Here is a 26,327-nt window from a genome sequence, read left to right as displayed (position 1 = left end):
GGACGGGGAACCGTGGAATCCGCCGGCTGCGGGCATGGCCGTTCTCCTCTTCGTGTCAGGTGTCGGCGCTTCTGGCGAGGTTAGGTGAGATTGCCGGGCGCCGCTTCCCATTTGCGGTCGTCGGTCGCGGTGGTCACCAGGGCGGCCGCCAACAGGCCGACCGCGAGTGCGGTCAGGACCCGCACGCCGCTGGTGTGCAAGAGGAACGCGGCCGGCAGGAACGGGGTGAGCGCGATGCCCGGCAGGGCCACCACCGCGGTGACCGTCCAGAAGAGCGCCGGGCGGCGGGCTGCCGCTGGCGGGTCGCCGTGCCAGCGCCGCACGAGCCTTTGCCGGCCGATGACGAGCGCGAGCCAGACCATCACGATCGCGCCGACCAGGTACCCCGGGTACTCCAGGGCCGGAAACCGTTGCTCGCCGGCGTCGAGGACGAGATGACTGGCCGCACCGACCAGCGCCGAGCCCGCCGTGACGTGCCACGGGTGGCCGGAGAACCGCAGCGCGCCGTAGTCACGCAGGGCGAACCGCCCACCCGCCGGGAGTTGGGCGGCGACCACGGGCGCGGCGCGGCGGACCAGCGCGCAGCCGAGCAGGGTCAGCGGGAGGCACCAGAAGACCAGCCCGACGAGCTGGTGGGAGAAGGGCCAGACGGGCAGCCCGGAGCCGTCCAGCAGGTACGCGAGATCGGGTGTCGTCGAGCCGAGCACGAGGGCGACGCCGTCCCACCACCGCGGGCGCCACAGTTTGAGCGGCAGGATGCCGGCGGGATGGGACGGGAAGGTCATCGGCACCGGCGCAGGGTAGCCACCCCGCGCATCACACGTGCCGGACGACCGAGTTCGACATCTTGTCGTGGAGGGTGCGCTGCCGGTCGCCGAAGACCATGAAGGAGTCGACCAGGCCGTACACGCCGCAGGTGAGCATGCCGAGCAGCCAGCCGACCAGGCCCTTGACGCAGACCTCGCGCATGGCCATCTGGCCCCAGTCGAGCGGGTGGCCGGTGTTGGCGTCGGCGGTCACGTGCCCGAGCAGCTTCTTGCCGGGCGTCTGACCTTCCGACCAGGTGACCACCGACCAGACGAGCCAGCCGATGTACAGCGTGACCAGCATCAACAGTGCGTCGAGCAGTGCCGCGCCGAGGCGGCCGCCGGGAGAGACGAGCTGACCGGCCATCGGGTACGACTGCTGCGGGTACGGCAGTGGCGCGGCGTACGGCTGCAGATCGGCGCGGGTGGCCTGGTGCGGTGGGTAGGACGGCGCGGACACCTGCTCCCCATAGGACGGCGGTGGCCGGTAGCCGGCGGGGGGTTCGGTCATCGGTTTCGGGTCCTTCGTCCTGGCGGTCACCAACAGTGGGCGCCGCGACACCGTACCGGCCGGCGAGGCTGATCGAGCCGATGTCGGTGGACGATCCCCCGATCGGGTGTGGGCCGAGACAAACGCGTCTCGGTGTCTCAGGATGAGACACAAGACGATGCCGACACGCGGTGTGATGCGGTGATGGAGCCGACGACGTTCGCGCAGGCCGCCGAGACGGTGGCCGGGCTCGGCGCGCTCGGCATCCTGACGGCGACCCTGAACGTGTTCGCCCTGCGGGTCGTGCGCATCGAGGAGGTGCCGGGCTGCGTCCAGCCCCGCATCCGCTGGTGGAGCACCCACAACCCGGCGTTCCTGGTCATCAGCGTGGCCGTGACCGCGGCCGGCCTGGTCATGATGATCGTGGCTGCCGCAGGCTAGCGCTGCGGCTCGGCTATGCCGGCCGCGCGGGCGCGCGCGATGGCCTCGGCGCGGGTCGCGGCGTCGAGCTTGGCGATGATCGTCGAAACGTAGTTGCGGACCGTCTTGGGGCTCAGCCGGAAGCGCTCCGCGATCGCCGTGTTGGTCAGCCCCGATGCCATCAGCACCAGGATCTCGTGCTCGCGCCCGGTCAGCCCGTGAAAGGAGGGCCGCGCCGGCGTGGCCGCGGGTGCGGTCAGGTGCGCCGCCAGGTGCTGGGCGGCGGCTGGGCTGAAGATCGCCTCGCCGGCGGCCGCAGCGTGGACGGCGCGCAGGACCTCGTCCCGATCCGCGCCCTTGACCAGATAGCCGCGTGCCCCGGCCCGGACCGCCGCGAGGACGGAGGCGCTGTCGTCGAACATCGTCACCACCAGGACGTTGGTCCGCGGCCGGGCCGCCATGATGCGCCGCGTCGCCTCGACGCCGTTGAGGCCAGGCATGGTCAGGTCCATAAGCACCACGTCCGGAGCCAGGTCGAGAGCCTTCGCCACCGCCTCGTCGCCGGTGCCGGCCTCCCCGACCAGGTCCGAGCGCGGGTCGGAGGTCAACACGGCGCGAATGCCGTAGCGGAACACCGGATGGTCGTCAGCGAGCAAGATGCGGATCAGATCCATCGTGGTCACTCCGTCGTCGGCAGCGGCAGCCGGGCCCGGACCAGCGTGCCCGGGACCGCGTCGGTGATCTCCAGCGTGCCGCCGAGCTCTTCGGCCCGCTCGCGCATCGACGCCGTTCCGACGCCGGCCGGCACATCCGCGGCGATGCCGCACCCGTCGTCGCGGACCTCCACGCACAGCGTCGCACCGGCGACCGCGAGGCGCAGGAGGCATGCCCGGGCGTCGGCGTGCCGGACCACGTTGGTGATTGCCTCGTGGGCGATCCGGTAGGCGGCCACCTCGACCGCCGCAGGCAGCTCCGGTAGTTCCGGGACGTCGACATCGACCACGAGCCCGTCGTGCCCGTAGCGGTCGCCGACGTGCCGGAGCGCCGTGGTCAGGCCGAGTTCGTCCAGCACCGGCGGTCGGAGCCGGCGCGCCAACCGCCGCACCTCGGCCAGGTTCTCCTGGGTCTGGTCCTTGAGGTCGCGCAGCAGGCGATCGGCGGCGCTCGGGTCGCTGGCCAGCAGCGCGCGGGCGGTGTCGATCGTCAGTGCCTGCCCGCCCAGTGCCGGGCCGAGCGAGTCGTGCAGGTCGCGGCGGATCCGCCTCCGCTCCTCCTCACGGGCGTTGACGAGACGTTGCCGGGCGAGCTGAAGGTCGGTCGCGAGGCGCCGGGTGCGGGCGGACTCACGGTCGGCGAACAGCGCCGCGCCGCAGTGGTCGGCGAGATCAGCGAGCAACCGCCGGTCGGTGCTGGTGAGCCGATCGCCGGCGCTCAGGACGAGGTGGCCCAGCGTCACACCCCGATGCCGAAGCACAAAGAGCTCCACATCAGACACCAATATCCCGACCGAAGCCACGACCTCGCCGTCGGGCTCGGCGGTCAGCGCGACATAAGGCGCTTTGAGTGCTCGCGCGATCGTCTCCACAATGGAGTCAGCCACCGCGTGCGGCGCCATGATGACCGCCAGCCGCCGCCCCAGCGCGGAAAGTACACCGTACGGGTCGTGCCGTTCGCCGTAGACCAGTCGGTCGACGCGCCGTTGCACCCGCTCCCGCACCGGGCTGAACGCGACCGCCACGAGTCCGGTGGCGACCAGCGGCAGAGTCAGCCCGCCGCCGCGCCACAGGGCGCCCACTCCGCCGACAACCGCCGTGTAGGCGCCGACGACGAACCCGGTCAGAACCGTCCATACGAGAGTGCGATTGATAACGACGTCGATGTCGAAGAGGCGGTGCCGAATGATCGCGATGGCGATCGCCGCGGGCAGCGCGGCTGCGACGAGATAGCTCACCAGCATCAGCACGGCGTACGTCGCGAGCCCGCGCGGCGTCCGCTCAGCCTGCACGGCACCGACCGGCGTCAGCAGCAGCACCACGTTGTAGAGCAACCGAAGGGCCAACGCGTAGAGCACCCAACGGGTCTGGACCCGCTGCACCGGACCGGACACCCGCGCGTAGCGGTAAACCTGGGCGGCGACGCAGCTCGCGAAGAGCAGCAGGAGGGTGCCGACCTCGATCGGACTCTCGCCGGACGAGCCGGTGACGAGGACCCCCGCCAACCACACCGCCCAGCCGGCGGCGAGCCAGCGGCTCCATGGCGGCACGAACCGGCCGTCCGGGAACACGTACGCCAACGGGAACAGCGACATCCACGCCAGCCCCGGAAGACCCTCGGCCACGGCTGCGGTGGCCGGATAGAGCGCACCGACCACGAGCGGGACACCGCCGCCGGCCGTCGCGAACAGCACCAGCACCCAGGCGAGGTACAGCCGGAACCAGGACAGCGGGCCACGCAGGACGACGTACGCCGCTGCCGCGCTGACCGCCACCAACATGACCTCGAGCCCGACGAAGTACGCCACAAGCCCGGTGACGGGAACGCCCCAGCCGTCGAGCACCCCGCGGATTCCGTCGGCGGTCCAGCCCGCCGGCGCCGTCCACAGCTCCGGCACGCGATCGGCGTCGGCGACCCAGAGGGCAACTCCGACGGCGAAGAGCACGAGCAACGTCGCGCAGGCGATCGACACCACGACGCGGCCGGCACGCAGCGCGCGCGTGCCGGCCACCTCCGCCGCCGATCCGGTCGCTGCCGGTGCGCCGGACACGTCGGCGGTCACCGTCGTGGACCCTTCACGCTGCCGACGGTACGCGGCGACGCAGCAGCCCGATTCCCACGACGAGCCAGAAAACGGCCACCATGAACGGCGGGAGTCCACGCGTGGCGACGTCGAGCAGAAGCAGCACCGCGGCGACGATGGCGATGGTGAGACCGGTGCGGCGCAGCACGCCACCGCTCCGAAGTGCGAGTCCTGACAGGACGACCGCCACGGTCGCGCACCAGATCGTCGCGTAGCTGAGCACCTGCGACGCGGCGAACAGGTCGTTGTCGCCCAGCCGTGGCTCGCTGAAGCCGCCGGCCAGTTCGATGAGCGCCAAGTGGCCGACGACGGTGATCGCCGAGCCGGCGACCGCCACCTGGGAGGCGGTCGCCAGGGCCCGACCCGACGTCGACCGCAGGCGGCCGTTGATCAGCGCCATCGCCGCGGCGCCGACCAGGACGGCCATGGCGTACAAGGGCCAAGCGATCGCCCATCCCCAGCGCACCGTCCCCAGCTGGTCGGGCGGGATATCCGCCGCGTTCGTGACGCCGGTCGCCGACATCACCGGCACCAGCGCCGCCAGCCAGGCGACGAACAGTAGAGGAGACAGGACGAGGAGCCAGGCGGGCCGGCGCAGCGAGCGCACGGTCATGGGTGGCGCCGTCGGCGGGGTGGTGTCGAGCTGTCGCGTCATCGGGCTCTCCGGGAGGGTTGGTCGGAAGCTGTCCGGTCCAACCCTCCCGATCCCGGCGTCCCAGGCACCAGGGACGCCAAGTCCGAACCTGCCGGTCCCGGCGAAGGCCCGATGACCGGGCTACCTACCGCGTCGACCGCTACAGCAGATGGGGTACGAGTGCCCGTCGGTCGGTCGGGTAGTCGGGGAAGCGCTCGTGGTACCAGGCGTGGTGGTCGATCGCCCTCGGCGCCAGGTTGGCGGTCGTGTAGACGGCGAACGCCAACCCCGCCGGGGACCAGGTCGCCAACGCCCACCCGAACCACTGCACGATCTCGCCGGAATAGTTCGGGCTGCTGACCCAGCGGAAGGCGCCGCCATAGGGAATGCGATAGCCGGTCTCCCCCGGCGCACGCAGCCGGCGCAGGGTGCGGTCCGAGCGTGCGTGCACGGCCAACCCGGCGAAGAACAGCACCGCACCGGCGAGGAAGCGCGGGTCGGTGAGCCAGCTATCGGCGTAACCGCCGAGGTCGGCTATCCACCAGGCGTTGACGGTCGCGTTGAGCACGTTGAACGCCATCGCGAGCGCCACGACCAGCCACGGCATCCGGCCACCCGGCCGCATCAACGCGGGGTAGAGGACGTCCCGGTACACGTAGTGGCACAGCCACATCGCAAGCAGCACCAGCGCGACGAGGTCCGTGCGGTGCGACCCGAAGAGGAACACAGCGATGAAGACCACAACCGCGGGCGACTCCATCACGACCCACCCCACCCGGGCGGGCACCGTCGGGCCCCAACCTCCGCGTAGGTACCGGCCGTACGGCGCCTTTATCCACAGGAGGGCGACGGCGGTCGCGGCGGCGAGGCCGAACTCCAGCGCGACCAACGCGCCGTACCACCCGAAGCTGTTCATGGCATTGAAGTTTACGAACTGGATCAGCCCAGGAAGGTGTCGTAGAGCAGGAAAAGGTTGAGCGCGATGATCAGCGCGGCGATCGTCCCGGCCGCCACGTTGGTCAGGCGGTTGTTGACGAACGTGCCCATGATGTCGCGGCGGCGGGTCAGCAGGAGCAACGGGACCAGGGCGAACGGGATGCCGAACGACAGGACCACCTGGGAGATCACCAGGCTGTCGGTGGCAGGCAGGCCGAGGCCGAGCACGACCAGGGCCGGCGCCATCGTGACCGCACGCCTCAGGAACAGCGGGATCTGCCGGCGGATGAAGCCCTGCATGACGATCTGACCGGCGTACGTGCCGACGCTCGACGACGACAGGCCGGAGGCCAGCAACGCCACCGCGAACGCCAGCGCCGCGCCGCCGCCCACCATCTGACCCAGGCCGGCGTGCGCCGCCTCGATCGAGTCGATGTCGGAGCGGCCGCGACCGTTGAACAGGGATGCCGCGATCACCAGCATCGACAGGTTGATCAGGCCGGCCGCGCCGAGGCCGACGATCACGTCGAGGCGTTGGAAGCGCAGCAGCTCGCGGCGTTCGCCGTCGTCCCGGCAGGCGACCCGGGACTTCGTCAGGGCCGAGTGCAGGTAGACCACGTGCGGCATGACGGTCGCGCCGATGATGCCGCAGATCAGCAGCAGGCTGTCGCCTCCGGCCAGGTGGGGCACCAGGCCCGCGGCGAACTCGGCGGGTTGGGCGCCGACGACGACCAGGTCGTACAGGAAGCCGAGGAAGACGATGCCGAGCAGCGCGACGATCGCTAGCTCGAAGCGGCGGTAGCCGCGCTGCTCCAGCGCCAGGATGGCGAAGGCGATGACCGCGGTGATCAGGCCGGCGGCGAACAGGGGCACGCCGAAGAGCAGGTAGAGGCCCACGGCGGCGCCGACGAACTCGGCCAGGTCGGTGGCCATCGCGATGATCTCCGCCTGCACCCACAGGCCTCGGGAGACCGGTTTGGGCAGGTGTTCACGGCAGAGCTCGGGCAGGTCGCGGCCGGTGGCCACGCCGGCCTTGGCCGACAGGTACTGCACGAGCATCGCCATCAGGTTCGCGACGACGATGACCCAGACGAGCGTGTAGCCGAACTTGGCGCCCGCGGTGAAGTTGGTCGCGAAGTTGCCCGGGTCGACGTAGGCGACCGCCGCGACGAACGCCGGCCCGAGCAGCGCCACCACCCCACGCAGCCGGCCTCGCGACCGAAGCTGCCGCAACGCCGACTCCGTGTCCGGCGCGGACAGGACCGCAGCGCCGCCGGCGAGGGCTTGCCCCGCGCCCGGCTCGGGCACGGAGGGCGCCGGGGCGACGGCCGGCACGCCGTCGCCCCTGACCGGACCCATCGGTGCGGTCCTAACCGACCGACGGGCCGAGGCCCAGCGACTGCGGTGTGCTCGAGTCCGGTGACGGTTGCCGCAGTCCCTCGTCGAGCGGCCCGAACTCGGTCATCAGCGCCGCGCTGCCGCCCCACGGTGTCTGTTCCTCGGCGACCAGCGTGTTGGTGGTCAGCAGCAGCCCGGCGACCGAGGCGCCGTTCTGGAGGGCCGAGCGGGCTACCCGCAGCGGGTCGACGATGCCCATCTCGATCATGTTGCCGAACCGGCCTTCGAGTGCGTCGAAGCCTTCGTCGGGCCCGAGCTGCGACATCCGCTCGACGACCTCGTGGCCGGAGTAACCGGCGTTGGCCGCGATGAGGAACGCCGGCTCGGTCAGTGCCCGCCGCACGATCTCGACGCCCGTGGCGTAGTCGTCCTTGAGGTCCAGGCCCTCCAGGGTGCCCTGAGCGTGCAGGAGCGCGGCGCCGCCGCCCGCGACGATCCCCTCGGCCATCGCGGCCCGGGTCGCCGACAGCGCGTCCTCGACCCGGTGCTGGAGCTCCTTGAGCTCGGCGTTGGTCGGTGCGCCGACCTTGATGACCGCGACCTTGCCGGACAGCGCGCCGATCCGCTCGGTCAGCACGTCCTCGTCGGCGCCGAACGTCGCCCGTTCCAGCTCGGCCCGCATCTGCGTCAGCCGGAACTCGACCGCTTCCGCCGACCCGCCGCCGTCGATGATCGCCGTGCGCTCGGCGTTGACCCGCACCTGGGAGGCCCGGCCGAGCTGGTCGATCGTCATCGTCTCCAGGGTGAAGCCGGAGTGCCGGCTGTAGACGGCGCCGCCGGTGATCGCGGCGATGTCCTCCAGTTTGTGCAGGCGCCGGTCACCGAACCCGGGCGCCCGCACCGCGACGCACTGGAAGACGCCGTTGACGTGGTTGTGCGCCAGCATCGACAGGGCCGTGCCCTCGACGTTCTCCGCGACGATGACCAGCGGCCTCGGTGCCCGCATGATCTTGTCGAGGATCGGCATGAGCTGCTGGACCTTGGTGATCTTCTCGCTGCACAGCAGGATGTACGGGTCGTTGACAATCGCCTCCAAACTCGCCGGGTTGGTCACCATGTACGGCGAGAGGTAGCCGTTGTCGAACTCGAACCCTTCGACGAAGTCGACGCTCATGCCGTGCCGGGGTGACTCCTCGACGGTGACGGTGCCGGTGTCGCCGACGGTGTGCAGCGCGGCCGCGATGACCGAGCCGACCGCGTCGTCGTCGTTGGCGGAGATGGCCGCGACGCGCGACAGCTCCTCCTGTGTGGACACCGGACGGCTGACCTCGCGCAGGTGCTCGACGAGCCGGTCGACGGCCAGATCCACGCCCCGCTTCAACAACACCGGGTTCGCGCCCGCCCCGATGGCCGTCATGCCCTCGTGCACGATCGCCTGTGCGAGCACCGTGGCTGTCGTCGTACCGTCGCCGACGATGTCGTTGGTCTTGATCGCGGCTTCCTTGACGAGCTGGGCGCCCATGTTCTCGAACTGGTCCTTGAGGTGGATCTCCCGTGCGATGGTCACGCCGTCGTTGGTGACGACCGGGGAACCGGTGATCTTCTCCAGGATCACGTTGCGGCCCTTGGGGCCGAGCGTCGACTTGACCGCCTCGGCCAACTTGTCGACGCCGTTGAGGAGGAGGGTGCGCGCTTCAGCGCCGAAGCGCAGTTCCTTGGCCATCGGGGGACTCTCCTTAGGGCACGAGAATGGCCCGGCCGCGGACCCGGCCGGCATCGAGGTCCTGGATCGCGTCGACCGCGGCATCCAGCGGGTACGTGCGGGTGTGCAGGGTGACCCGGCCGGCCTGCGCGAGCACCATGAGCTCGGCGAGGTCGTTGTAGGTGCCGACGATGTTGCCGACGATGTTCCGCTCGGTGGAGATGATGTCCAGGGTCGGGATGTGCACGGTGCCGCCGTACCCGATGACGAAGTAGGAACCGGCCCGCGCGGTCATCGCGAAGGCATCCTGCTCGGCACCCTGCTCGGCGACGAAGTCGAACACGACGTCGGCGCCGCGCCCGCCGGTCAGGTCCTGCACCGCGGCGACATGCGAGCCGTCAGCCACCACCGTCTCGTTGGCGCCGATCTGCTCGGCCAGTTTGAGCGCTTCGGGGTTGCGGTCGACCACAATGATCTTCGTGGCGGTCAGCGCGGCCAGGCACTGGATGCCGATGTGCCCGAGCCCGCCGGCGCCGATGACGACGGCCGAGGTGCCCGGGTAGAGCAGCGGCACGGCCTTGCGGACCGCGTGATAGGCGGTGATGCCGGCGTCGGCGAGCGCGGCCACGTCCTGCGGCCGGGTCGCGGAGTCGAGCTTCACGCACGCCCGCTCGGAGGTCAGCAGCAGCTCGGCCATCCCACCGTCACCGGACAGGCCCGGGAACGAGCTGTTGACGCAGTGCATGTCGTCGCCGGCCCGACAGGCCCGGCACAGCCCGCAGGTCGGCGTCGGGTGCAGGATCACCGTGTCGCCGACGGCGACGCTGGACACCGCCGAGCCGACCTCCTGCACCCAGCCGGCGTTCTCGTGGCCGAGCGTGTAGGGCAGCGCGACACCCATCGCGCCGGCCCACTGTTCCTCGATGATGTGCAGGTCGGTCCGGCAGACGCCGGCGCCGCCGACCCGCACGAGCACGTCGAACGGGCCTTTGACGGTCGGGTCCGGCACCTCCTCGACCACCGGCAGCTCGTGGTAAGCCTTCAGCCGTACGGCTTTCATCGATCCTCCACTCCGTAGCGGTGCCGCAGCATCCCGCGGCAGATGCCGGTGTTGGCGTCCAGGCTGGTGCGGGTCAGCCGGGCCTTCCGCAGGTGCAGCGGCACCGCCGCGTCGCCGACCGTGGCCCCGGAGGCGGGGTCGATCAGCAGCGCCGCGTCGTCGCCGGCGGGCAGGCCGAGCTCGGTCCGGCGGCGGCGCAGCCGGTCGAGGGCCGGCGACCTCGGCACCTCGCCCAACGTCATGGCCGCGAGCGCCGCCGGAGACGAGCCCGCATCGACGAGTGGCCGGCACACCAGATCGGTGCCGGCCAACACTGCTTTGCGGAGGAAGCTGACCCGCAGTTCGTCGAGCTCGCCCGCCGCCTCGCCCTGGAAGGAGGCGACGAACCCCGCCCGCGCGGCAACCCCTTCGTTGATCGCGTCGGCCGCGAAGTGGTCGTCCAGCACCACCTCCGCCCGCCGCACCCCGTCCACGGTGGACACCGCGTCGTAGGCGTCGGCCACCATCAGGTACGCGAAGTTGGGCGCGCAGAAGTACGTCGGCAGGCGCAGATGCACCGCCGCGTCGCCGTCCTCGGACAGCGACGCGGACGCGACGAACCCGAGCGTGGTGATCGGCTCGTCGAGCTCAGGGTCGCGCACCCCCTCGAGCGCGTCGAGGAGGGTGCGCGATCCGACGGTGGTGGTCATTGCGACTCGACCAGGGCGGCGTCCTCTCGGGCCGCAGGGGTCCCCTCGCCGCTGTCGAGCTGGAACTCCGCGGGCACCTCGATGCCGTACAGCTTCGCGGCGTTGAGCCCGAGGATCTTCTTCTTGGTGGCGGTGGTGACCCGGGGGTAGTCGGAGAACTCGTCGCTCGGATAGTCCCAGTCGACGAACCCCTCGATCTGCCACTTGGGTTCCCAGATGCCGTAGTCGCTGCCGAAGGTCATCTTGTCCTCGCCGACCCAGAACAGCAGCTCGCCCATCACCTTCGCGAAGAACTTCGGCCGGGCGTGCATGAGGCCGCCGATGACGACCGACAGGCCCGCGTACACGTTGGGCTCCTGGGTCGCCATGAAGCAGAAGTCCTCGATGCGCGGCAGACCGACGTGCTCGACGATGAAGTTGAGCTCGGGGAAGTCGGTCGCGGCGTGGTCGATGTCGGAGACGTCGAAGGCGTCCTTGTCCAGGGGCCAGATCGTGGGTCCCTTGTGGACGTGGATGTTGACGATCCCGAGGTCCCGGCAGGCCTCGAGATACTTGTACGCGGCCGGGTCCTTCAGCGTCCAGCCGCGCGATCCCTCACGCCACTCGGCCGTGTAGAGCTTGACGCCCTTGGAGCCGTAGCGCTCGACGTTCTCGGCGAGCTTCTTGAGCCCGTCCTCACCCTCGCGCGGGTCCCACCGCGTGTTGGCGATGAACTTGCCCGGGTGCTTCTCGCCCAGCGCCGCGTTGCGCTCGGTGGTGTTGAAGCCGTCCTGGTACCACTCGGTCAGGTACGTCGGCTGGAACACCGCGACGTCCACGTAGCCGTCCTCGAAGACGTCCTTCATGAGGTCGTCTTCCGTGTACGACATGAACTTCTCGATCGGCCAGTGCGTCTCGGCCGGCCCGAGGCCCTGATACGCGTGGAAGCACTCGATCCAGCCCTTGGCGTATTTCTCGGCGCCGGGCACCCAGGTCTCCGGACCCGCCTGCCAGTAGTGCATGTGGCTGTCGACGACGAAGTACTTCTCCCCGTCCTTCTCGTACAAGGCGGTTACCTCCCACCGGCCGTGAGGTCGAAGCCGATGTACTCGGCGGCGTCCTCGGGGTTGGCGAACATGATGGTCCGGTCGTCCTCGTGGATCATTCGGCCGTAGTGCGTCGACATGCTCTCCTCGAACTCGGCCGCGTCGAAGAAGCCCGGCTCCTCACCGAGCGCCTCGGAGATCTCGTCGTAGACGAAGTCCATGCGATTGGTCGCGTCGACCCGGATCATCGACGGCAGCGGAGTCACGCGTACGTTCTCCTTGGTCTTCATGACCTCGGCCACCACGACGCCGACCTGGTTGTTCATCAGCGTGACGCCGCACATGTTCGACGCCGTGTTGTCCGACTTGAACGGGCTCTCCGAAAGCTTGAACTGCGTCACTGGGCCAGCTCCTTCGGTGTCTCGAGGCCGAGGTCGGTGACGATGCCGCTGAACCGGCTCTTGGCGCTGTCGAGCGCGTCCTCGAAGCGCGGCGGCTTGGCGTCGGGCTGCGACCACAGCGGCTGCAGCGCCCGGGCCGCGGCGATCGAGACCGGCACCCAGTCGGCGAGCCAGCCGTGCAGGATCCGCGTGTTGTGCTCCGCGAACTCGCGGTCGGCGGTCAGCAGCTCGAACATCGCCTTCGTGTAGCGCAGGTCGCGCTCCGAGAAGTCGTACTCCTCGGCGCCGACGATCGTCGGCGTGACGAAGTCGCCGTTGCGCGGTGCGGCGTGCTGCACGAGGTGGCTGCGGAACAGCTCACCGACGAGCGGCTCGAAGATGACGTTGGCCGCGAAGATCGCCTCGCACCAGTCGTCGACCGCGGTCAGGCGCTCGGCCGCCTGGCGTACGCCCTGCCACGCCGGGTCCGAGTTCCAGGCGTCCAGGTGCGCCGAGCCGTCGAAGTCCGCGATCTCCTCGCTGAGCGTGAGCCCGTACAGCGCCAGGTCCTGCGCGGCACGGATCCTGTGCATGCTGTTCACAGAGATCGCGTTGTTGTGCATGTTGGTCGGAGCCCGCCGGTTGGCGTTGGCGAACAGATAGAGCCCCAGGCCGTGGTCGACGTGCATCCACGCGCCGACGTGCCGCTCGACGAACCGCACCCAGTTGGGGTTCCACTGCTCGAAGGCCTTCGACCGACGGGCGGCCTCGACGTTCTGGCCGACCTGGCGCACGACGTTGGCGTTGTAGCGGTAGAGCGAGAGCTCCCACTCCTCGTTCGGGTCGCGGAACTCGTGCCAGCCGTGCGCCGGCCAGTCGTAGCCCTTGCCGCCGGAGCCGGGACCGCGGGTGGGCTCGGGCCGGTCGGAACCCCAGGCCTTGAGCGCGGTCCAGTCCAGCGGGTAGCCGCCGCGACCGTCGGAGAACCCGTACAGCCAGCCCTGCGCCAGGTAGTGCCGCGGGTCGGGCTGGACCTCTACGGTCACGTCCTCGTAGTGGGTCTGCTTACGCTTCTGCGGGGTGTAGTAGTTGAATCGGCGCGCGGTCGAGTCCGGGAACTCCTTCGCGCCGGCCTCGGCGTCGGTGAAGACGGGCTTGGGAACGCTACGTTCCGTCGCGGACGTCATCAGTCCTCCCCACCTGTCGTCGTGAACTTGTCGTAGTAGATGTGCTTCTCGGGCACGCCGAGCTGGCCGAGCAACGGCATCGCCGCCTCGACCATGGGTGGTGGCCCGCAGAGGTACGCGTGCGCGCGGCGCAGATCCGCCTCGTGCCGCTTGACCACGTCGGTGATCAGGCCTACCTCGCCGTCCCAGCCGTCGCCGTCCTCGGGCTCGGACAGGGCCGGCACGAAGCGGAAGTTGGGCAGTTTCTCTTCGAGCGCCTCCAACTCGGCGACGAAGCAGAGATCGCGGCGGCGCCGGGCTCCGTAGTAGAAGACCGCCCGGCGGTCGATCCCGCGCTCGGCCATCGAGCGCAACAACGCCAGGATCGGTGCCAACCCGGCACCGCCGCCGACGAAGACGACGTCCTCGTCATGCCCCTCGCGGAGCGTGAAGACCCCGAAAGGTCCGGTCAGGTCGAGCCGGTCCCCGACGGCCAGCCGGCCGTCGAGGAACGACGAGAAGAGCCCGTCCGGGTAGACCTTGATGACGAACTCCAGCCGTCCGCCCTCGCGGCTGGAGGTGTTCGCCATCGAGAACGAGCGGGTGTGCTCGGTGCCGGGCACGGCGATGTCCACGTACTGGCCGGGGAAGAACGTGATGTCCGCCGGCTCGATCAGCCGGAGCACCAGGTGCCGGAGGTCGTGTGTCACGTGGTCGATCGACACGACCTCCGCCACGGCGTTCTGGATCGGCAGCCCGGAGCGGATCATCTCCTCGTCGAAGTTGAGCAGCTCGATCGTGACGTCCTCGTAGACGTGCGCCCGGCACAGGAGCGTGAAGCCCTCCTCCTTCTCGTAGTCGGGCAGGGCGAAGGTCGAGTACCGGTCGAGCTCGATGTCGTCGCCGTCGAGCACGAACGACTTGCAGGCCGCGCACTGACCCTCCTTGCACCCGTGCATGAGCATCAGCCCCTGCTCGGACGCGGAGCGCAGCACGGTCTGCTCCTCGTCGACCTCGATCTCGATGCCGACGGGCTCGAACCGGACCCGATGCTTCTCGCCCATGGTTGGCGACTACTTGTCGGTGCGGGCGGGGCGACCGGCCGGTCCGCCCGCGATGTAGGCGGCGTGGAAGGCGTTGCGCTCCTCGTCGGTCATCTCGTTGAGCAGCACGTTCGGGCTCAGCAGCGGGTCCATCCGGCGCAGGTGGTCGAGCGTCCACATCTTCGACGGGTCGAGGTTGAGGTGCGGCTGCGCGACCAGGGTCTTGCCGTCGTCACGGACGAAGCCCATGTCGGAGACGACGTCGGCCCAGTTCCAGCCGTGGTAGAGCGTCTCCCACTCGCGGGCGCCGATGAGCTGTCCCATGTTGGGCGTCTGGCGGCCCTGGTAGGTCGGTCGGAACGCCTCGACGTCGGTCCACCGGCAGGCCTCGTGGCAGTAGGTGCGCCACTGTCCGTTGACCTCGGCCATCACCATGTCCTCGCGGACGAGGCACGGGACCATGCAGACCCAGCAGCGGTGCGGGTACTGGTAGTCGACGTCCTCGGCGACGATCGGGTGGTGCCCGTTAGGCGTGGAGAGCCGGTTGTACTGCTCCCACCACTTGCCGTACCGGTCGTACCAGCCGGGGTACTTGTACTCGAACCACTCGAAGTCCTTGTCGGTCATCGGGTCGATGCGCCAGTAGTTGGCCAGCCAGCCGGTCGCGAAGAACTGGGCGACCTCGTGCACGTAGCCCTTGTTCCAGATCTGGTTCCAGGCTTCCTCGATGAGGTCGTGCGGAATGACCAGACCATACTTTTCCAGCGGGACCAGGTACGAGCGGTAGTAGTCGTCGTAGATCCACCGGCGCCACATCTCGGCGTACGACTCGCGGTCCTTGCGGCGGTCCTTCGTGCCGTACTCGATGAAGGTGCCGATCGCGGCGTCGACCACGCGGTGGTTGTTCCACCAGGCATACCGCAGGTCGCGTTCGAGGAGCTGGTGGTTGCCCTCGTCGGCCAGGGCCATGAGCAAAGTCGCGTACCCGTTGCTGATGTGCCGCGACTCGTCGGACTGCACGGAGTGGAACACCGTCGGCAGCAGGTAGTCGCCGTTCGCGGCGGCCTCGGCCGGCATCGCGACGAACAACGTGTTGGTGAACGCCGTCTCGGCGACGATCGTCAGGTAGATGCTGGCGGCGGTGATCGCGTCGCCGGTGATGAAGCCCTCGGCGAACTGGCGACCGATGGTGCCGCAGTAGTCGTTCTGGAAGTTGCGCAGGCTGCTGTTGAACCCGGCCGGGTCGATGTAGTTGTTCATGTACAGGCGCTTGAGGTTCTGCTGGATCGTCGAGTGCCGGACCTCGTCGATCATCTGGATCGCCTGGCCGTTGTGCAGCTCCGGGTTGGGCACCGTGCGGAACAGCAGCGGCATCGCGCGGGCGGCCGAGATCTCCGGCAGTGGGATGATCGACAGGAACAGCTTCTGCCATTCGAGCCAGCGCTCCTGCACCTGGCGGAACATGTTGCCGCGGATCGCGCCGTCGGAGGCGCCGTACACCCGGTGGTCCTTCTCCTCCTGCATCGGGAAGTACGACCGCAGGACCTGCTTGAGCGGGTCCTTCTTCTGCGCCTTGCGGAAGGTGTAGTCGGTTCCGTAGTGGGACACCGGCTCGTGGTACATCGGTTCCCAGGACAACTCCTGGATCTTCTGATGAGCCCTGGCCACGCTCTGCCGACTCATCGGATAGCTCCCGAGAAGCCCCTGGCTCCAGGCACGGGGTGGCAAGAGGATGCGGTGAACAACGCGCTGGTTCTCGACATATCGCTTCACGACCTCCAGAGTCGCGCCGCCGACCGTGGCGACGAATTTCGAGTTGGTCCACATTGGGCCTTGAGGAGTTGAGCTGACAGAGCCGGTCGCAGAAGGTTCGACCCGACCGCCTTAGTCCGCGTGACGAGGGTGGATGCCGTATTGCGGTTCACATTCGGCCAGCAGGTGCACGTGGTCGGGCGTCCTCTCGAGCCCCGACCCTTATAGGCTGTCTGGCGTGATTGAGACGGTGCGTTACACCTACCGTCTGCGCCCTGGCCGCCTGGCGGAGACCGCGCTGCTCTCCGAATGGGGCAGGTGCCGGTTCTTGTGGAACGAGGCTGTGCATCAGCAGAAGACTCGGCGTGGGCCGACGCTGTGCAAGTTGTCGAAGCTGCTCACCGAAGCGCGCGGCAAGCATGCGTGGCTCCGAAAGGGTTCGCAGGTAGCCCAGCAGCAGACGCTGCGCACCTACGCGGCCGCCCTGGACGCCTCGTTCAAGGTCAACGGCTGCGGCAGGCCGAGGCCGAAGAAGGCCAAGACCGCCCTGCCCAGCTTGGAGTACACCGCCCGCGGCATGCGGGTCAAGGACGGCCGGCTGTGTCTGCCTGGCAAGATCGCTGTCCCGGTGGTCTGGTCCCGAGCCCTGCCGTCCGACCCAACCAGTGTGCGGGTTTACCGCGACAACCTCGGTCACTGGTACGCCTCGTTCGTGGTCAGGCGCGATGCTGTCCTGCCGGGCGAGCCGTCCGAGTCGGCGATTGGAATCGACTGGGGCGTCAAGACCACGGCGGCCACCACCAACGCCCACTTCGACCTGCCGCACCTCGGCCACCGCAAGCGGTGCGCCGGTGAACGCGCCAAGCTCCAACGCCGAATGGCACGGCGCCGCCGATGCAAGGGTGCAGCGCCGTCCAAGGGTTACCTGACCGCGAAGCGGCAATCGGCCCGGGTGGAGAAGAAGGCTGCCCGGCAGAACACCCACGACGCCCGCCAATGGGCCGCGAAGGTCGTAGCCAGCCATGAACTCATCGCGGTCGAAGACTTCAAACCGAAATTCCTCGCCAAGACCCGCATGGCCCGCAAAGCAGCAGACGCCGCCATCGGTGCCTGCAAACGAGAACTGATCTACCGCGGTACGCGGGCGGGCCGGAAGGTGGTGCTGGTGCCGCCCGCCTATACCACGATGACCTGCTCCGAATGCGGTACGAGAACCAAGGAACGCCTCGGACTGGGTATCCGCATCTTCGAGTGCGCGGCCTGCGGCCACACCGCCGACCGCGACCTCAACGCCGCGAGGACGATCCTCGCCACGGCTGAACGCAACCGTGCCAGTGCCGACGACATCAGACATTCGATTGCCTCCTTCCGGGGCGGTTGATCGGGTGCGGTCTGAGCTGGAAATCCCGCGGATTCATCCGTGGGAGTCGTTAAGGATCACTCCTCACCGTTATGGGTCGCGTGGCTATGCGTCATGCGACGGATCAGACCGCATGCCTGCGCCGGCTGCGGTCTCACATTGAGTCAGGAGCCGTCCTCGAACATCGCCGCCCTGATCTCCGCGAGGTGGCGTTTGACGTTCTCGCCCACCTGCCGGTCCCCTTCGGGCGCGGGCTCGATGCCCATGGCACGCAACAGTTCCGCGGCCGGCGCGCCCGGATCGGCGCCGCCCAGGATGGGGTGCAGGCCCTGCGCCGCGAGGTGGTGGAAGACCACGTTGACGACGCTCCACGGATTGAACGACTCGTGCGTCGACTCCATCGGCTCAGTCCACACCTGTCGCCCGGCTCTGCGGTCTCAACATGAGACGGACCAGATGGACGGTGCGCGTACGGTGTAACCAGGACGTAACCAGAGCGTGCTCCGGCCATCCCCCCGCTGGGGCGCGTGTCGAGGCGAACAGGGGGCCGTCAATGGCGCCGGGTTCGACGTTTCCAGACAAGATCAGCGACACCCCACAGTTGGCGAAGACCCGAGAACAGTTCCTGACCGCTGAGGCCGTGGACCCCAACCAGGTGCGCGACGCGATTCTGGCCTCGTGGTGGCGGTCCAGGCGCTGGAACGTGGCCGCTGACCGGATCGATCTGCCCTATCAGCGGGACCCTGATCTCGACACGCCGCTGACCCGCAGCGCGCTGCCCGTGCTGCGGCATCTGCGCGAGCACCTCGACGGCCAGCCGATCAGCATCATCCTCACCGACCCGACCGGGCTCGTGTTGACCAGGATGGACGCCGGTCGGGCGCTCGACTCGCACCTGGACCGGGTCAACCTGTCGCCGGGGTTCAGCTACGCCGAGGAGTACGTGGGCACCAACGGCATCGGGACGGCGCTGGAGGGCGGCCGGGCGATGCACGTGTTCGGCCATGAGCACTACGCGGAGAACCTCGAGGACCTCGCGTGCGCCGGCGTGCCGATCCATCACCCGATCTCCGGCAAGACCGTCGGCGCGGTCGACCTCACGTGCTGGCGCAAGGACGCCGACCCGCTCCTGCTCATCCTGGCCAAGACCACGGCCGGGCAGATCCAGCAGGCGCTGCTGACCGACAGCGGCATCCGCGAGCTCGAGCTGCTCCAGGAGTATCTGCGCACCTGCCGGCGTACCGCTGGGATCGTGTTCGCCCTCAACAACGACGTCGTGATGATGAACGACAACGCCCGTCAGGTGCTCGACCCGGCCGAGCAGTCGATCCTGCTCGCCCAGGCGGCCGAGACGCTGGCCAGCCGCACGCCGACCGCGTCCGTCGTGGTCGACCTGCCCAGCGGTGTGAAGGCGCGAATCTACTGTCGACCGGTGCGCGGCGAAGGCCGTCTGGCCGGCGGGGTCGTCCACGTGAAGCTGTCGTCGCCGGGGGTGCGGCCGCGGTCGGAAACGGTCACGCCTCCCCGGATGTTCCTTCCGGGCCTGGTCGGGTCGGGTGCGTTGTGGCTGCGGGGCTGTCATCAGGTGCAGTCCGGGTACGACGCCGGCGAGTGGCTGGCGGTCGAGGGCGAGCCGGGTGTCGGGAAGCTCGCGGTGGTCCGCGCGGTTCATCAGCACCGGCGCCCGGGGGTGCATTTCGCGGTGCTCGAAGGGTCCGGCGCGGGCCGGCGCGGCTGGCTGGCCGACGCGCGGCGCGAGCTGTTGGACGGCGCCGGCGCTGTGGTGATCAAGCATGTCGACCGGCTCAGCAGTGGACGGTTGCGGTCGCTGTCGCGGCTGCTGGAGGAGGCCCGCGCGGCCACACCGCCGCCGTGGGTCGCGGTGACGTTGAGCCAGCGCCACGACGGCGGGGAGATGGCCGGTCTGCTGCGGTTCTTCCCGAGCACGGTCGAGCTGCCGCCGCTGCGCCATCATGTCGAGGACGTGCAGGCCCTGGTCCCGTTCTTCCTGTCGCGCCTGGTCACCGGCGGCAAGCTGGTCTGCTCACCGGAGGCGATGCAACTGCTGGTGCGGTCGTCGTGGCCGGGCAACACCGAGCAGCTCTTCCAGGTGCTGCGGCGCATCGTGCAGCATCGGCGCAGCGGGGCGATCCTGCCGGCGGACCTGCCGCCGGAATGCCGCACGGTGAGCCGCCGGCTGCTGAGCCCGCTGGAGGCGATGGAACGGGACGCGATCGTCCGCAGCCTGATCGACTGGGACGGCAACAAGATCAAAGCCGCGGGCTCACTCGGGATGTCCCGAGCCACCATCTACCGCAAGATCCACGAGTACGGCATCGTCACGCCGACGAGCTGAACGGCGAAGGAAGGGCCCCTTGTTAACGCTTTCCGCATAACAAGGGTCCCTTGCTAACGCCCGTCAGCCGCGGGCGAGGCGGCGCTCGCCCGTGGCGCCTGGCTGGTACTCCAGGTCGTAGTGAGTGAAGATGTCCGGCTCGTCGTCGGCAGCGAGCTCGGCTCCGTCGGCGAGCGCCGGCGCGTTCTTCACCTGGTCACGGAAGTGCTTGACCTTGACGTAGCCCGGCCCGACAACCGCGCCGGCCAGTGGGACGAGCACCGCGCGGTGGCGGGTGGGCATCCCGATGGTGACGGTGGCGAAGGTGGGGTCGTCGGAGGCGGTGTCGACGTAGACCGCGTCGAAGGTCCCGATCTTGTTGCCCTCCGGGTCAAGCACCGCACTGCCGCGCCACTCTCGAATATCCGCCGCTTCGAACATGCCGCCAATCCTATGGCCCAGAGCCCGTCATTTAGGGCGAAACCGGCGCTACGGCCGGAGGGTGATCTTGCCAGTCGTCCGGCGGGCCAGCAGGTCGGTGAAGGCGCGACCGGCCTCGCCGGGGGGATAGGCGGCGTCGACCAACGGCTTGAGGACCCCGGATGAGACCAGCGCGAACATCTCGGCCAGCGGCTCCGCGTACGTGCCGGGAACGGCGAGCAGCGGGCGCAGCCAGAAGCCGGCCACTGCGGCGTTGCGCTCGGCCAAGGCGTCCGGGTCGACCAGCGGGATGCCCTCGCGGGAGGCGTTCCCGAAGGAGATCAGGCGTCCGAAGGGGGCGAGGGTCTCCAGGCCGGCGCTCAGCACCCGGCCACCGATCGAGTCGAGGACGATGTCCACCGGCCGGCCGTCGTTGGCGGCGAGGATCCGCTCGGTGTATCCGTCGGCCTCCCCGCTCACGGCCACGTCCGCTCCGAGCGTCAGGGCCAGGTCGCGTTTGGCTTCTGTGGACGCCGTCGCGATGACCCGGTCGGCGCCAGACTGCTTGGCGAGTTGGATGGCGAGCGAGCCGACACCGCCGGCCGCGGCGTTGACGACCACCGTCTCGCCGGGGGTCATCCGGGCGCTGTTGCGCAGCACGTGCCAGGCGGTCAGGCCCTGGACCAGCAACGCCAGCGCCGCACCGTCCTCGACGCCGTCGGGCACCGGCACCGCGTCCGACGAGTTGACCACGGCCCGCTCGGCGAAGCCGCCGCCGCCGAAGCTCAGCGCGACCACCCGGCGGCCGTCGTCGGTCCGGCCGACCACTTCGGTCCCGGGCACGAAGGGCAGGTCGAGCGCAGGGCCGTACGAACCGGCGATGCGACCCGTATCAGCGAAGTTGACTCCCGCCGCGCTCACCGAGACCAGCAACTGCCCCGGCCCGGCCACCGGCTCCGGAACCTCGACCAGCCGCAGCACCTCAGGACCACCGAAACGCACACACTGCACCGCCCGCATGGCTCCGCACGGTATCCCAGGTTGGTTTATCGCGAGGCCGGCAACCCCGCCCAGGCGGCGAGCAGGCGCAGGGCGTCCTCGGTCGGCGAACCGGGTTCGGCCGTGTAGACGGTCAGGGCCAGGTCGGGCTCCGCACGCAGGTCCATGCTGTCGTAGGCGAGGTCGAGATCCCCGACCGCGTCGTGGTGGAAGCGCTTGACCCCCGTGCCGTGGGTACGTACGTTGTGCGCTCCCCACCGGCGCCGGAACTCGTCGCTGCGGGTGGACAGCTCGCCGACCAGGTCATGGATGCCCTTGTCGTGCGGATCCTTGCCCGCCGACGTGCGCAGGTTGGCCACGCAGATGTCCGCGGCCAAGCCCCAGTCGGGATAGAAGCGGTGCGCACGGGCGTCGAGGAAGATGAACAGGGCGAAGTTCGGCGGGCGGCCCGGGTCGGTGTAGTGGTCGCTGTACATGGCCCGCCCCAGCAGGTTGGCGGCGACCAGTTCCATCCGGTTGTTGCCCACGATCGCCGGCGCGGTGGTGATCGCGTCCAGCATCCGTTGCAGGCTGGGTCGCACCACGGACGGCCTGGGGCGGCGCCGCGGGCGCGGGACGGCGTTGGCCTGGTGGGCCAGCCGGAGCAGGTGGTCGCGTTCGGCGTCGTCGAGGTGCAGGGCACGGGCGATCGCGTCGAGGACACCGGGCGAGACGCCCGCGAGCGAGCCGCGTTCGAGCTTCGCGTAGTACTCCACGCTCATGCCGGCCAGCGCGGCGACCTCGCTGCGCCGCAGGCCCGGGACCCGTCGCTGACCTGCGGTCGGCAGGCCGGCCCGCCCGGGACTGACCTTGGCCCGGCGCGAGGTCAGAAACTCGCGGACCTCGACTCGGTTGTCCATGACGACGACGGTACGACGGCCCGCGCGGACGTGGGATGTACCACCGGTGCACCCATCGCCGGTGACTTCCTCGGCCCCTGCGGCGCGGGTGTCCTGGATGCATGAACCGCGCCGTCTTCGCCGCTGCCATCGCCCTCGTCCTGGCCGGCTGCACGACCCGCAGCGAGCCCGTCCCGGTCCCCTCGAGCTTCCCCGGAGCGGTGCCGGTCACGCTGTCGTTCGCCGGCGGGCTCGCCACCGCCACGTTGACCGACACGCCCGAGGCGCGGCAGTTCGCGGCGATGCTCCCCGCTACCGTGGACCTGCGGGACGTGTGGGGGCAGGCGAAGTCCGGGCGGCTGCCGCGCACGATCGCCGTCGAGAGCGGCCGGCCGACCCATGATCCCGTGCCCGGTGAGCTCTACTTCTGGCCCCGCACCGACGTGATCGCCATCTACTACGACGACCTGGACCAGCGGGTTCCCGACCCGGGTCTGGTCCGCCTCGGCATCGTCGACACCGGCCTGGCCGACCTCGCCGACGCGGGCCGAACGGTCACGGTCCGCATCGAGCTTCGCGCCCCGGGACGTGATTGATCCCGTTCGCGTTCTTCGCATATGTTGACCACGACCGCGCGTCACAGATCGGCCGTCTATCCGGTCTTAGCTGGTGAAGAGCTTTAGCGCCAGGAGAGGTGGACCAGGTGCGGACGATTCTGGTGGTCGGCGGTGGCTATGCGGGCTTCTACACCGCCTGGAAGTTGGAGAAGAAGCTTAAAAAGGACGAGGCCCGGGTCGTGTTGGTCGATCCTCGCCCGTACATGACGTATCAGCCGTTTCTTCCCGAAGTGCTCGCGGGATCCGTCGAGGCCCGGCACGCGGCGGTGTCGCAGCGCCGGCACCTGCACCGCACCCGGATCATCTCGGGTGCGGTGGTCTCGGTCGACCACGCGCGCAAGACGGCCACCATCCGCCCCTCCGAGGGTGACGAGTTCGCGCTCGCGTACGACATCATCGCCGTCACCGCCGGTGCGGTGACCCGCCAGCTCGGCGTTCCCGGCGTCGCCGACGAGGCGATCGGCATGAAGCACGTCGAGGAGGCCGTGGCCATCCGGGACCGGCTGCTGACCGGCTTCGACCGGGCGGCCACGCTCGAGCCCGGGCCGGAGCGGCAAAAGCTGCTCACCGCGACGTTCGTCGGCGGCGGGTTCTCCGGCGTCGAGGGCTTCGGCGAGTTGCTGTCCCTGGCCACCGCGCTGTGCAAGCCGTACCCCGAGATCAAGAAGTCCGAGATCGCCTTCCACCTCGTCGAGGCCCGCGACCGGATCCTGCCGGAGGTCACCGACGAGCCCGGCCGTTGGGTGGTGCGCTCGCTGGAGAAGCGCGGCGCGCACGTGCACCTCAACGCCACGGTCGTGTCCGCGGTCGACGGCCACGTCGTGCTCTCCGACGGCACTGAGTTCGACTCCGACCTGATCGTCTGGACCGTCGGGAACGCCGCGACCTCGATGGTGCGCAACCACACCGACCTGCCCGTCAACGAGCGCGGGATGCTCGTCGTGCGGGCCGACCTGCGGGTGGGCACCGAGGCCGACCCCGTTGCCGACGCCTGGGGCGCGGGCGACGACGCGGCGGTCCCGGACCTGGCCGTGCCCGGCACCTGGACGGTGCCGAACGCGCAGCACGCCGTGCGCCAGGGCAAGTTGCTGGCCAGCAACATCGTCGCCAGCATCCGTGGCCGGGAGCCCAAGCAGTACAAGCACCACAGCCTCGGCACCGTCGCCACGCTCGGGCTCGGCCGCGGTATCTTCCAGTACAAGCGGATCGTCATCAAGGGCCTGCCGGCCTGGCTGATGCACCGCGGCTACCACGTGCTGGCGGTGCCGACCTGGGAGCGCAAGGTCCGGGTGCTGGCGATCTGGCTGGCCGCCGTGGTGTTCGGCCGCGACATCGTCTCCCTGGCCTCGGTGCAGGACCCCCGCCGCGCGTTCGTCACCGGCGGCGAGAACCGCTAGCGCGCCTCAGCCCAGCAGCTCCGGCCGCTGCCACCGCTCGCCCCGCAGGTGGTGCGCGAGGAACGCCAGCACCGTCTCGTACCAGATCATGGCGTTGCCGGGTTTGAGGATCCAGTGGTTCTCGTCCGGGAAGTACAGGAACTTGTGGATGCTCGACCCGTCCTCGTCCTTCGACCGCGACAGCAGGTCCCACCACATGCGCAAGGCCTCGCCGATCGGCACCCGATAGTCCTTGTCGCCGTGGATCACCAGCATCGGCGTCGTGACGGCGTCGACGAACCGGTGCGGTGAGTTGGCCTCCAGGCGCTGCGCGGTGAGCTCGCGCGCCCAGATGAACGGCAGGTCCGTGGTGGTCATCATCTGGTCGAGCGCCCACAGCGACGCGTGCGTGACGATCGCGTCGAAGCGGTCCGTGTGTCCGGCGATCCAGTTGGACATGTAGCCGCCGAACGAGCCACCCATCGCGGCCGTGCGCTCGGCGTCGACGCCCGCGTGCGCGACGGCGGCGTCGGTGATGGCCATCAGGTCGGTGTAGGGCGCGTCGCCCCACGCTCCCCAACCGCGCTTCATGAAGTCGAGGCCGTAGCCGGTGGACAGCGCCGGGTCCGGCATCAGCACCGCGTAGCCGCGCGCCACCGCGACCCACGGGTTCCAGCGCCAGGTCCAACTGTTCCAGGAGGAGAGCGGACCACCATGGATCCAGAGCAGCAGGGGTACGGGCTGCGCGGCCTCCGGCAGGGCCAGCCAGGCACGCAACGGGGTGCCGTCCGCGGCGGTGGCGGTGACTTCCTCGAGCCGACCGGGTGTGCGGACGTCGGCACCGTCCGGCCCGGGCAGCCGCTGCGGCTCGGCCGAGCCGTCCACCGCGACCCGGAACGGGGCCGGCGGGCTGTCGATCGTGCTGCGCAGCGCGTAGACCCAACGCCCGTCCGGCGCGACCTGGATGTCGGTGTAGGCACCGTCGTCATGGGTCAACCGCGCGACCTCGCCGGTCGCGACGTCGACCTTCCACAGTGGAGAACGCCCGAGGTCGTCGGCCGCCACGATCAGCGCGGCGCCGTCCGCTGTCCACCGGGGCGTGTTCGGCCAGCGGTCCCAACCGGCGGTCAGCGCCCGGACCGGCCCACCGGCCAGCGGCACGAGGGCCAGCCACATGTCGCCGGGATCCTCCAGCCCGGACCGGTGGCGGACGACGAACGCCACGGTCGAGCCGTCCGGCGACACCCGAGGCGCGTGGTATTCGTGCCCTGCGTCGTCGGCGAGCACGCGGCGCTCCCCGGTCGCGACGTCGACGGCCACCAGCGTGACCCGCTGCGACCCGGACCGTTCGGCCACCGCCCACGTGGCGACCACGGTGCGCCCGTTCGGCGCGACGTCCCAGGCGCCGTCCTCGTCGAGGGCTCGCCCGGCGTGCCCGGTCAGGTCCCGAAGGTCCAGTGCCTCGCCGAGCTCCCCGGTGAGCAGCCGCAACCGGGCCGGGCCGAGGTCGTGGTCCCACAACCGCACCGGGAACTCCTCGTGCAGCATCGCCGAGACCCCGGCCTCCTTGCGCCGCTTACGCAGGTCCTGGTCGGCATCGGGATCGGCGACCGACGGCAGCATCGACGAGCCCGCCACCACCGTGCCGCTCGCGCTGACGACCACGTTGCTCACGCCGCCGGCCGGGTTCGCGAGCACCCGTGCGTCGCCGCCACCGGCTGGTAGCAGCCACAGCGCCGCCCGCGGCTCGTCTTCGTCGTCGCCGTCCGGCGCCGGGCGGGCCGAGGTGAACAGCACGTCGCCCGACGGCGTGAACCCCGCGGCCGACTCACCCTTGCCGCTGCGGGTCAGCCGCCGGGCCGGCCGCGTCCCGTCCGGATCGAGCTCCCACAACGCCGTGTTGTAGCGGGTGTTCTTCCGGTCCGGGGCAGCCACGCCGACGACCAGCCGGCGCCCGTCCGGTGACAGCCGCAGCCCACCGAGCCTCGGCAGGCGCACGAAAGCTTCGAGGTCGAAGAACGGGTCAGCCGTGTTCATCCGGCCTTTTTACCACTGCCCTGGGCTGCCTGTACGGCCGTGTGCCCCCGGACGTCCGGGGGCACAC

General features: G+C 69.9%; 25 protein-coding genes and 1 pseudogene. 5 read left to right on the top strand and 21 right to left on the bottom strand.

The annotated features are described in order from the left end of the window. Positions 1 to 80: 80 nt before the first annotated feature. Positions 81 to 785 (bottom strand): DUF4184 family protein, encoded by a 705-nt coding sequence (locus tag BLV39_RS38395; RefSeq protein WP_090803565.1) that lies wholly within the window; start codon positions 783 to 785, stop codon positions 81 to 83. Positions 786 to 816: 31 nt separating this feature from the next. Then, positions 817 to 1,317 carry an RDD family protein gene (locus BLV39_RS38390; RefSeq protein WP_090803563.1) on the bottom strand — a complete coding sequence of 167 codons (501 nt, stop codon included), beginning with the start codon at positions 1,315 to 1,317 and terminating at the stop codon, positions 817 to 819. Between the two features lie 183 nt (positions 1,318 to 1,500). Here BLV39_RS38390 and BLV39_RS38385 point away from each other — a divergent pair, with 183 nt between their 5' ends. Continuing rightward, positions 1,501 to 1,737: a hypothetical protein gene (locus BLV39_RS38385; RefSeq protein WP_090803561.1), complete on the top strand. Its 237-nt coding sequence runs from the start codon at positions 1,501 to 1,503 to the stop codon at positions 1,735 to 1,737. On the opposite strand, the gene BLV39_RS38380 is transcribed toward BLV39_RS38385, so the two are convergent. From BLV39_RS38380 to BLV39_RS45210, 14 genes and pseudogenes are all read right to left on the bottom strand, one after another. Then, positions 1,734 to 2,390: a response regulator transcription factor gene (locus BLV39_RS38380; RefSeq protein WP_090804100.1), complete on the bottom strand. Its 657-nt coding sequence runs from the start codon at positions 2,388 to 2,390 to the stop codon at positions 1,734 to 1,736. The genes BLV39_RS38385 and BLV39_RS38380 overlap by 4 nt on opposite strands. Positions 2,391 to 2,395: 5 nt before the next feature. Next, positions 2,396 to 4,492 (bottom strand): sensor histidine kinase, encoded by a 2,097-nt coding sequence (locus tag BLV39_RS38375; protein ID WP_090803558.1) that lies wholly within the window; start codon positions 4,490 to 4,492, stop codon positions 2,396 to 2,398. 13 nt (positions 4,493 to 4,505) lie between these two features. Then, the gene (locus BLV39_RS38370) at positions 4,506 to 5,168 is read right to left on the bottom strand and encodes a hypothetical protein (RefSeq protein WP_090803556.1); all 663 of its coding nucleotides are present in this window, start codon (positions 5,166 to 5,168) and stop codon (positions 4,506 to 4,508) included. Between the two features lie 139 nt (positions 5,169 to 5,307). Next, positions 5,308 to 6,063 (bottom strand): methyltransferase, encoded by a 756-nt coding sequence (locus tag BLV39_RS38365; protein WP_090803554.1) that lies wholly within the window; start codon positions 6,061 to 6,063, stop codon positions 5,308 to 5,310. 23 nt (positions 6,064 to 6,086) lie between these two features. Then, entirely contained in the window at positions 6,087 to 7,442 is a 1,356-nt protein-coding gene (locus BLV39_RS38360) for an Nramp family divalent metal transporter (RefSeq protein ID WP_090803551.1), read from the bottom strand. 10 nt (positions 7,443 to 7,452) lie between these two features. After that, positions 7,453 to 9,144 carry a chaperonin GroEL gene (gene groL / locus BLV39_RS38355; protein ID WP_090803549.1) on the bottom strand — a complete coding sequence of 564 codons (1,692 nt, stop codon included), beginning with the start codon at positions 9,142 to 9,144 and terminating at the stop codon, positions 7,453 to 7,455. Between the two features lie 13 nt (positions 9,145 to 9,157). After that, positions 9,158 to 10,183: an NAD(P)-dependent alcohol dehydrogenase gene (locus BLV39_RS38350; protein WP_090803546.1), complete on the bottom strand. Its 1,026-nt coding sequence runs from the start codon at positions 10,181 to 10,183 to the stop codon at positions 9,158 to 9,160. After that, on the bottom strand, positions 10,180 to 10,872 hold the full coding sequence (locus tag BLV39_RS38345) for an iron-sulfur cluster assembly protein (RefSeq protein WP_090803544.1): 693 nt from the start codon (positions 10,870 to 10,872) through the stop codon (positions 10,180 to 10,182). Before BLV39_RS38345 ends, BLV39_RS38350 begins: the two co-directional genes overlap by 4 nt. Continuing rightward, positions 10,869 to 11,918: an amidohydrolase family protein gene (locus BLV39_RS38340; protein ID WP_090803542.1), complete on the bottom strand. Its 1,050-nt coding sequence runs from the start codon at positions 11,916 to 11,918 to the stop codon at positions 10,869 to 10,871. The genes BLV39_RS38345 and BLV39_RS38340 overlap by 4 nt, the downstream gene beginning before the upstream one ends. 5 nt (positions 11,919 to 11,923) lie before the next feature. After that, a complete protein-coding gene (gene mimD, locus BLV39_RS38335) occupies positions 11,924 to 12,298 on the bottom strand; it encodes a propane 2-monooxygenase effector subunit MimD (protein ID WP_090803540.1) in 375 nt (124 codons plus the stop codon). Continuing rightward, positions 12,295 to 13,464 carry a ferritin family protein gene (locus BLV39_RS38330; protein WP_090803538.1) on the bottom strand — a complete coding sequence of 390 codons (1,170 nt, stop codon included), beginning with the start codon at positions 13,462 to 13,464 and terminating at the stop codon, positions 12,295 to 12,297. The genes mimD and BLV39_RS38330 overlap by 4 nt, the downstream gene beginning before the upstream one ends. After that, a complete protein-coding gene (locus tag BLV39_RS38325) occupies positions 13,464 to 14,507 on the bottom strand; it encodes an FAD-binding oxidoreductase (RefSeq protein ID WP_090803536.1) in 1,044 nt (347 codons plus the stop codon). The genes BLV39_RS38330 and BLV39_RS38325 overlap by 1 nt, the downstream gene beginning before the upstream one ends. A gap of 9 nt (positions 14,508 to 14,516) precedes the next feature. Further along, the gene (locus tag BLV39_RS38320; RefSeq protein ID WP_090804097.1) at positions 14,517 to 16,169 is read right to left on the bottom strand and encodes a ferritin family protein; all 1,653 of its coding nucleotides are present in this window, start codon (positions 16,167 to 16,169) and stop codon (positions 14,517 to 14,519) included. Positions 16,170 to 16,232: 63 nt separating this feature from the next. Then, positions 16,233 to 16,317: pseudogene (locus tag BLV39_RS45210) on the bottom strand (transposase); the annotation flags it as partial. 159 nt (positions 16,318 to 16,476) lie between these two features. On the opposite strand from BLV39_RS45210, the gene BLV39_RS38315 reads away from it, so the two are divergent. Beyond that, a complete protein-coding gene (locus tag BLV39_RS38315; RefSeq protein WP_204082970.1) occupies positions 16,477 to 17,619 on the top strand; it encodes an RNA-guided endonuclease InsQ/TnpB family protein in 1,143 nt (380 codons plus the stop codon). 143 nt (positions 17,620 to 17,762) lie between these two features. Here the strand turns inward: BLV39_RS38315 and BLV39_RS38310 are convergent, their stop codons facing one another. Beyond that, a complete protein-coding gene (locus tag BLV39_RS38310; protein ID WP_090803534.1) occupies positions 17,763 to 17,999 on the bottom strand; it encodes a hypothetical protein in 237 nt (78 codons plus the stop codon). 152 nt (positions 18,000 to 18,151) lie between these two features. On the opposite strand from BLV39_RS38310, the gene BLV39_RS38305 reads away from it, so the two are divergent. Beyond that, complete coding sequence (locus tag BLV39_RS38305) at positions 18,152 to 19,954, top strand: sigma-54-dependent Fis family transcriptional regulator (RefSeq protein ID WP_090803532.1); 1,803 nt, start codon at positions 18,152 to 18,154, stop codon at positions 19,952 to 19,954. A gap of 63 nt (positions 19,955 to 20,017) precedes the next feature. On the opposite strand, the gene BLV39_RS38300 is transcribed toward BLV39_RS38305, so the two are convergent. The 3 genes from BLV39_RS38300 to BLV39_RS38290 are packed head-to-tail and all read right to left on the bottom strand — an operon-like array spanning position 20,018 to position 22,251. Beyond that, positions 20,018 to 20,374: a PRC-barrel domain-containing protein gene (locus BLV39_RS38300; RefSeq protein WP_090803530.1), complete on the bottom strand. Its 357-nt coding sequence runs from the start codon at positions 20,372 to 20,374 to the stop codon at positions 20,018 to 20,020. 48 nt (positions 20,375 to 20,422) lie between these two features. Continuing rightward, positions 20,423 to 21,373: a quinone oxidoreductase family protein gene (locus tag BLV39_RS38295; protein ID WP_090803528.1), complete on the bottom strand. Its 951-nt coding sequence runs from the start codon at positions 21,371 to 21,373 to the stop codon at positions 20,423 to 20,425. Between the two features lie 26 nt (positions 21,374 to 21,399). Then, entirely contained in the window at positions 21,400 to 22,251 is an 852-nt protein-coding gene (locus BLV39_RS38290) for a helix-turn-helix transcriptional regulator (RefSeq protein ID WP_090803526.1), read from the bottom strand. Positions 22,252 to 22,352: 101 nt separating this feature from the next. Here BLV39_RS38290 and BLV39_RS38285 point away from each other — a divergent pair, with 101 nt between their 5' ends. Next, positions 22,353 to 22,826: a cyclophilin-like fold protein gene (locus BLV39_RS38285; RefSeq protein ID WP_090803524.1), complete on the top strand. Its 474-nt coding sequence runs from the start codon at positions 22,353 to 22,355 to the stop codon at positions 22,824 to 22,826. Between the two features lie 107 nt (positions 22,827 to 22,933). Beyond that, complete coding sequence (locus BLV39_RS38280) at positions 22,934 to 24,244, top strand: NAD(P)/FAD-dependent oxidoreductase (protein ID WP_090804092.1); 1,311 nt, start codon at positions 22,934 to 22,936, stop codon at positions 24,242 to 24,244. Between the two features lie 6 nt (positions 24,245 to 24,250). Here BLV39_RS38280 and BLV39_RS38275 read toward each other — a convergent pair whose 3' ends face one another. Next, positions 24,251 to 26,260: a S9 family peptidase gene (locus tag BLV39_RS38275; RefSeq protein ID WP_090803522.1), complete on the bottom strand. Its 2,010-nt coding sequence runs from the start codon at positions 26,258 to 26,260 to the stop codon at positions 24,251 to 24,253. Positions 26,261 to 26,327 lie beyond the last annotated feature (67 nt).

The organism is Asanoa ishikariensis, assembly GCF_900107455.1.
GTDB classification, from domain to species: Bacteria; Actinomycetota; Actinomycetes; order Mycobacteriales; family Micromonosporaceae; genus Asanoa; species Asanoa ishikariensis.
Note: the sequence above shows the minus strand (reverse complement) of the source record. Positions and strands in the feature narration are given on the sequence as shown.

What these genes read in the sequence shown, in the direction of transcription:
- BLV39_RS38390 (WP_090803563.1), bottom strand. Translation starts at nt 1,317, where the DNA reads ATGACCGAACCCCCCGCCGGCTACCGGCCACCGCCGTCCTATGGGGAG.
- BLV39_RS38275 (WP_090803522.1), bottom strand. Translation starts at nt 26,260, where the DNA reads ATGAACACGGCTGACCCGTTCTTCGACCTCGAAGCTTTCGTGCGCCTG.
- BLV39_RS38290 (WP_090803526.1), bottom strand. Translation starts at nt 22,251, where the DNA reads ATGGACAACCGAGTCGAGGTCCGCGAGTTTCTGACCTCGCGCCGGGCC.
- BLV39_RS38310 (WP_090803534.1), bottom strand. Translation starts at nt 17,999, where the DNA reads ATGGAGTCGACGCACGAGTCGTTCAATCCGTGGAGCGTCGTCAACGTG.
- BLV39_RS38365 (WP_090803554.1), bottom strand. Translation starts at nt 6,063, where the DNA reads ATGAACAGCTTCGGGTGGTACGGCGCGTTGGTCGCGCTGGAGTTCGGC.
- BLV39_RS38345 (WP_090803544.1), bottom strand. Translation starts at nt 10,872, where the DNA reads ATGACCACCACCGTCGGATCGCGCACCCTCCTCGACGCGCTCGAGGGG.
- BLV39_RS38395 (WP_090803565.1), bottom strand. Translation starts at nt 785, where the DNA reads ATGACCTTCCCGTCCCATCCCGCCGGCATCCTGCCGCTCAAACTGTGG.
- BLV39_RS38295 (WP_090803528.1), bottom strand. Translation starts at nt 21,373, where the DNA reads ATGCGGGCGGTGCAGTGTGTGCGTTTCGGTGGTCCTGAGGTGCTGCGG.
- BLV39_RS38300 (WP_090803530.1), bottom strand. Translation starts at nt 20,374, where the DNA reads ATGTTCGAAGCGGCGGATATTCGAGAGTGGCGCGGCAGTGCGGTGCTT.
- BLV39_RS38380 (WP_090804100.1), bottom strand. Translation starts at nt 2,390, where the DNA reads ATGGATCTGATCCGCATCTTGCTCGCTGACGACCATCCGGTGTTCCGC.
- BLV39_RS38360 (WP_090803551.1), bottom strand. Translation starts at nt 7,442, where the DNA reads ATGGGTCCGGTCAGGGGCGACGGCGTGCCGGCCGTCGCCCCGGCGCCC.
- BLV39_RS38350 (WP_090803546.1), bottom strand. Translation starts at nt 10,183, where the DNA reads ATGAAAGCCGTACGGCTGAAGGCTTACCACGAGCTGCCGGTGGTCGAG.
- BLV39_RS38325 (WP_090803536.1), bottom strand. Translation starts at nt 14,507, where the DNA reads ATGGGCGAGAAGCATCGGGTCCGGTTCGAGCCCGTCGGCATCGAGATC.
- BLV39_RS38385 (WP_090803561.1), top strand. Translation starts at nt 1,501, where the DNA reads ATGGAGCCGACGACGTTCGCGCAGGCCGCCGAGACGGTGGCCGGGCTC.
- BLV39_RS38330 (WP_090803538.1), bottom strand. Translation starts at nt 13,464, where the DNA reads ATGACGTCCGCGACGGAACGTAGCGTTCCCAAGCCCGTCTTCACCGAC.
- BLV39_RS38320 (WP_090804097.1), bottom strand. Translation starts at nt 16,169, where the DNA reads ATGAGTCGGCAGAGCGTGGCCAGGGCTCATCAGAAGATCCAGGAGTTG.
- BLV39_RS38370 (WP_090803556.1), bottom strand. Translation starts at nt 5,168, where the DNA reads ATGACGCGACAGCTCGACACCACCCCGCCGACGGCGCCACCCATGACC.
- BLV39_RS38285 (WP_090803524.1), top strand. Translation starts at nt 22,353, where the DNA reads ATGAACCGCGCCGTCTTCGCCGCTGCCATCGCCCTCGTCCTGGCCGGC.
- groL (WP_090803549.1), bottom strand. Translation starts at nt 9,144, where the DNA reads ATGGCCAAGGAACTGCGCTTCGGCGCTGAAGCGCGCACCCTCCTCCTC.
- BLV39_RS38305 (WP_090803532.1), top strand. Translation starts at nt 18,152, where the DNA reads ATGGCGCCGGGTTCGACGTTTCCAGACAAGATCAGCGACACCCCACAG.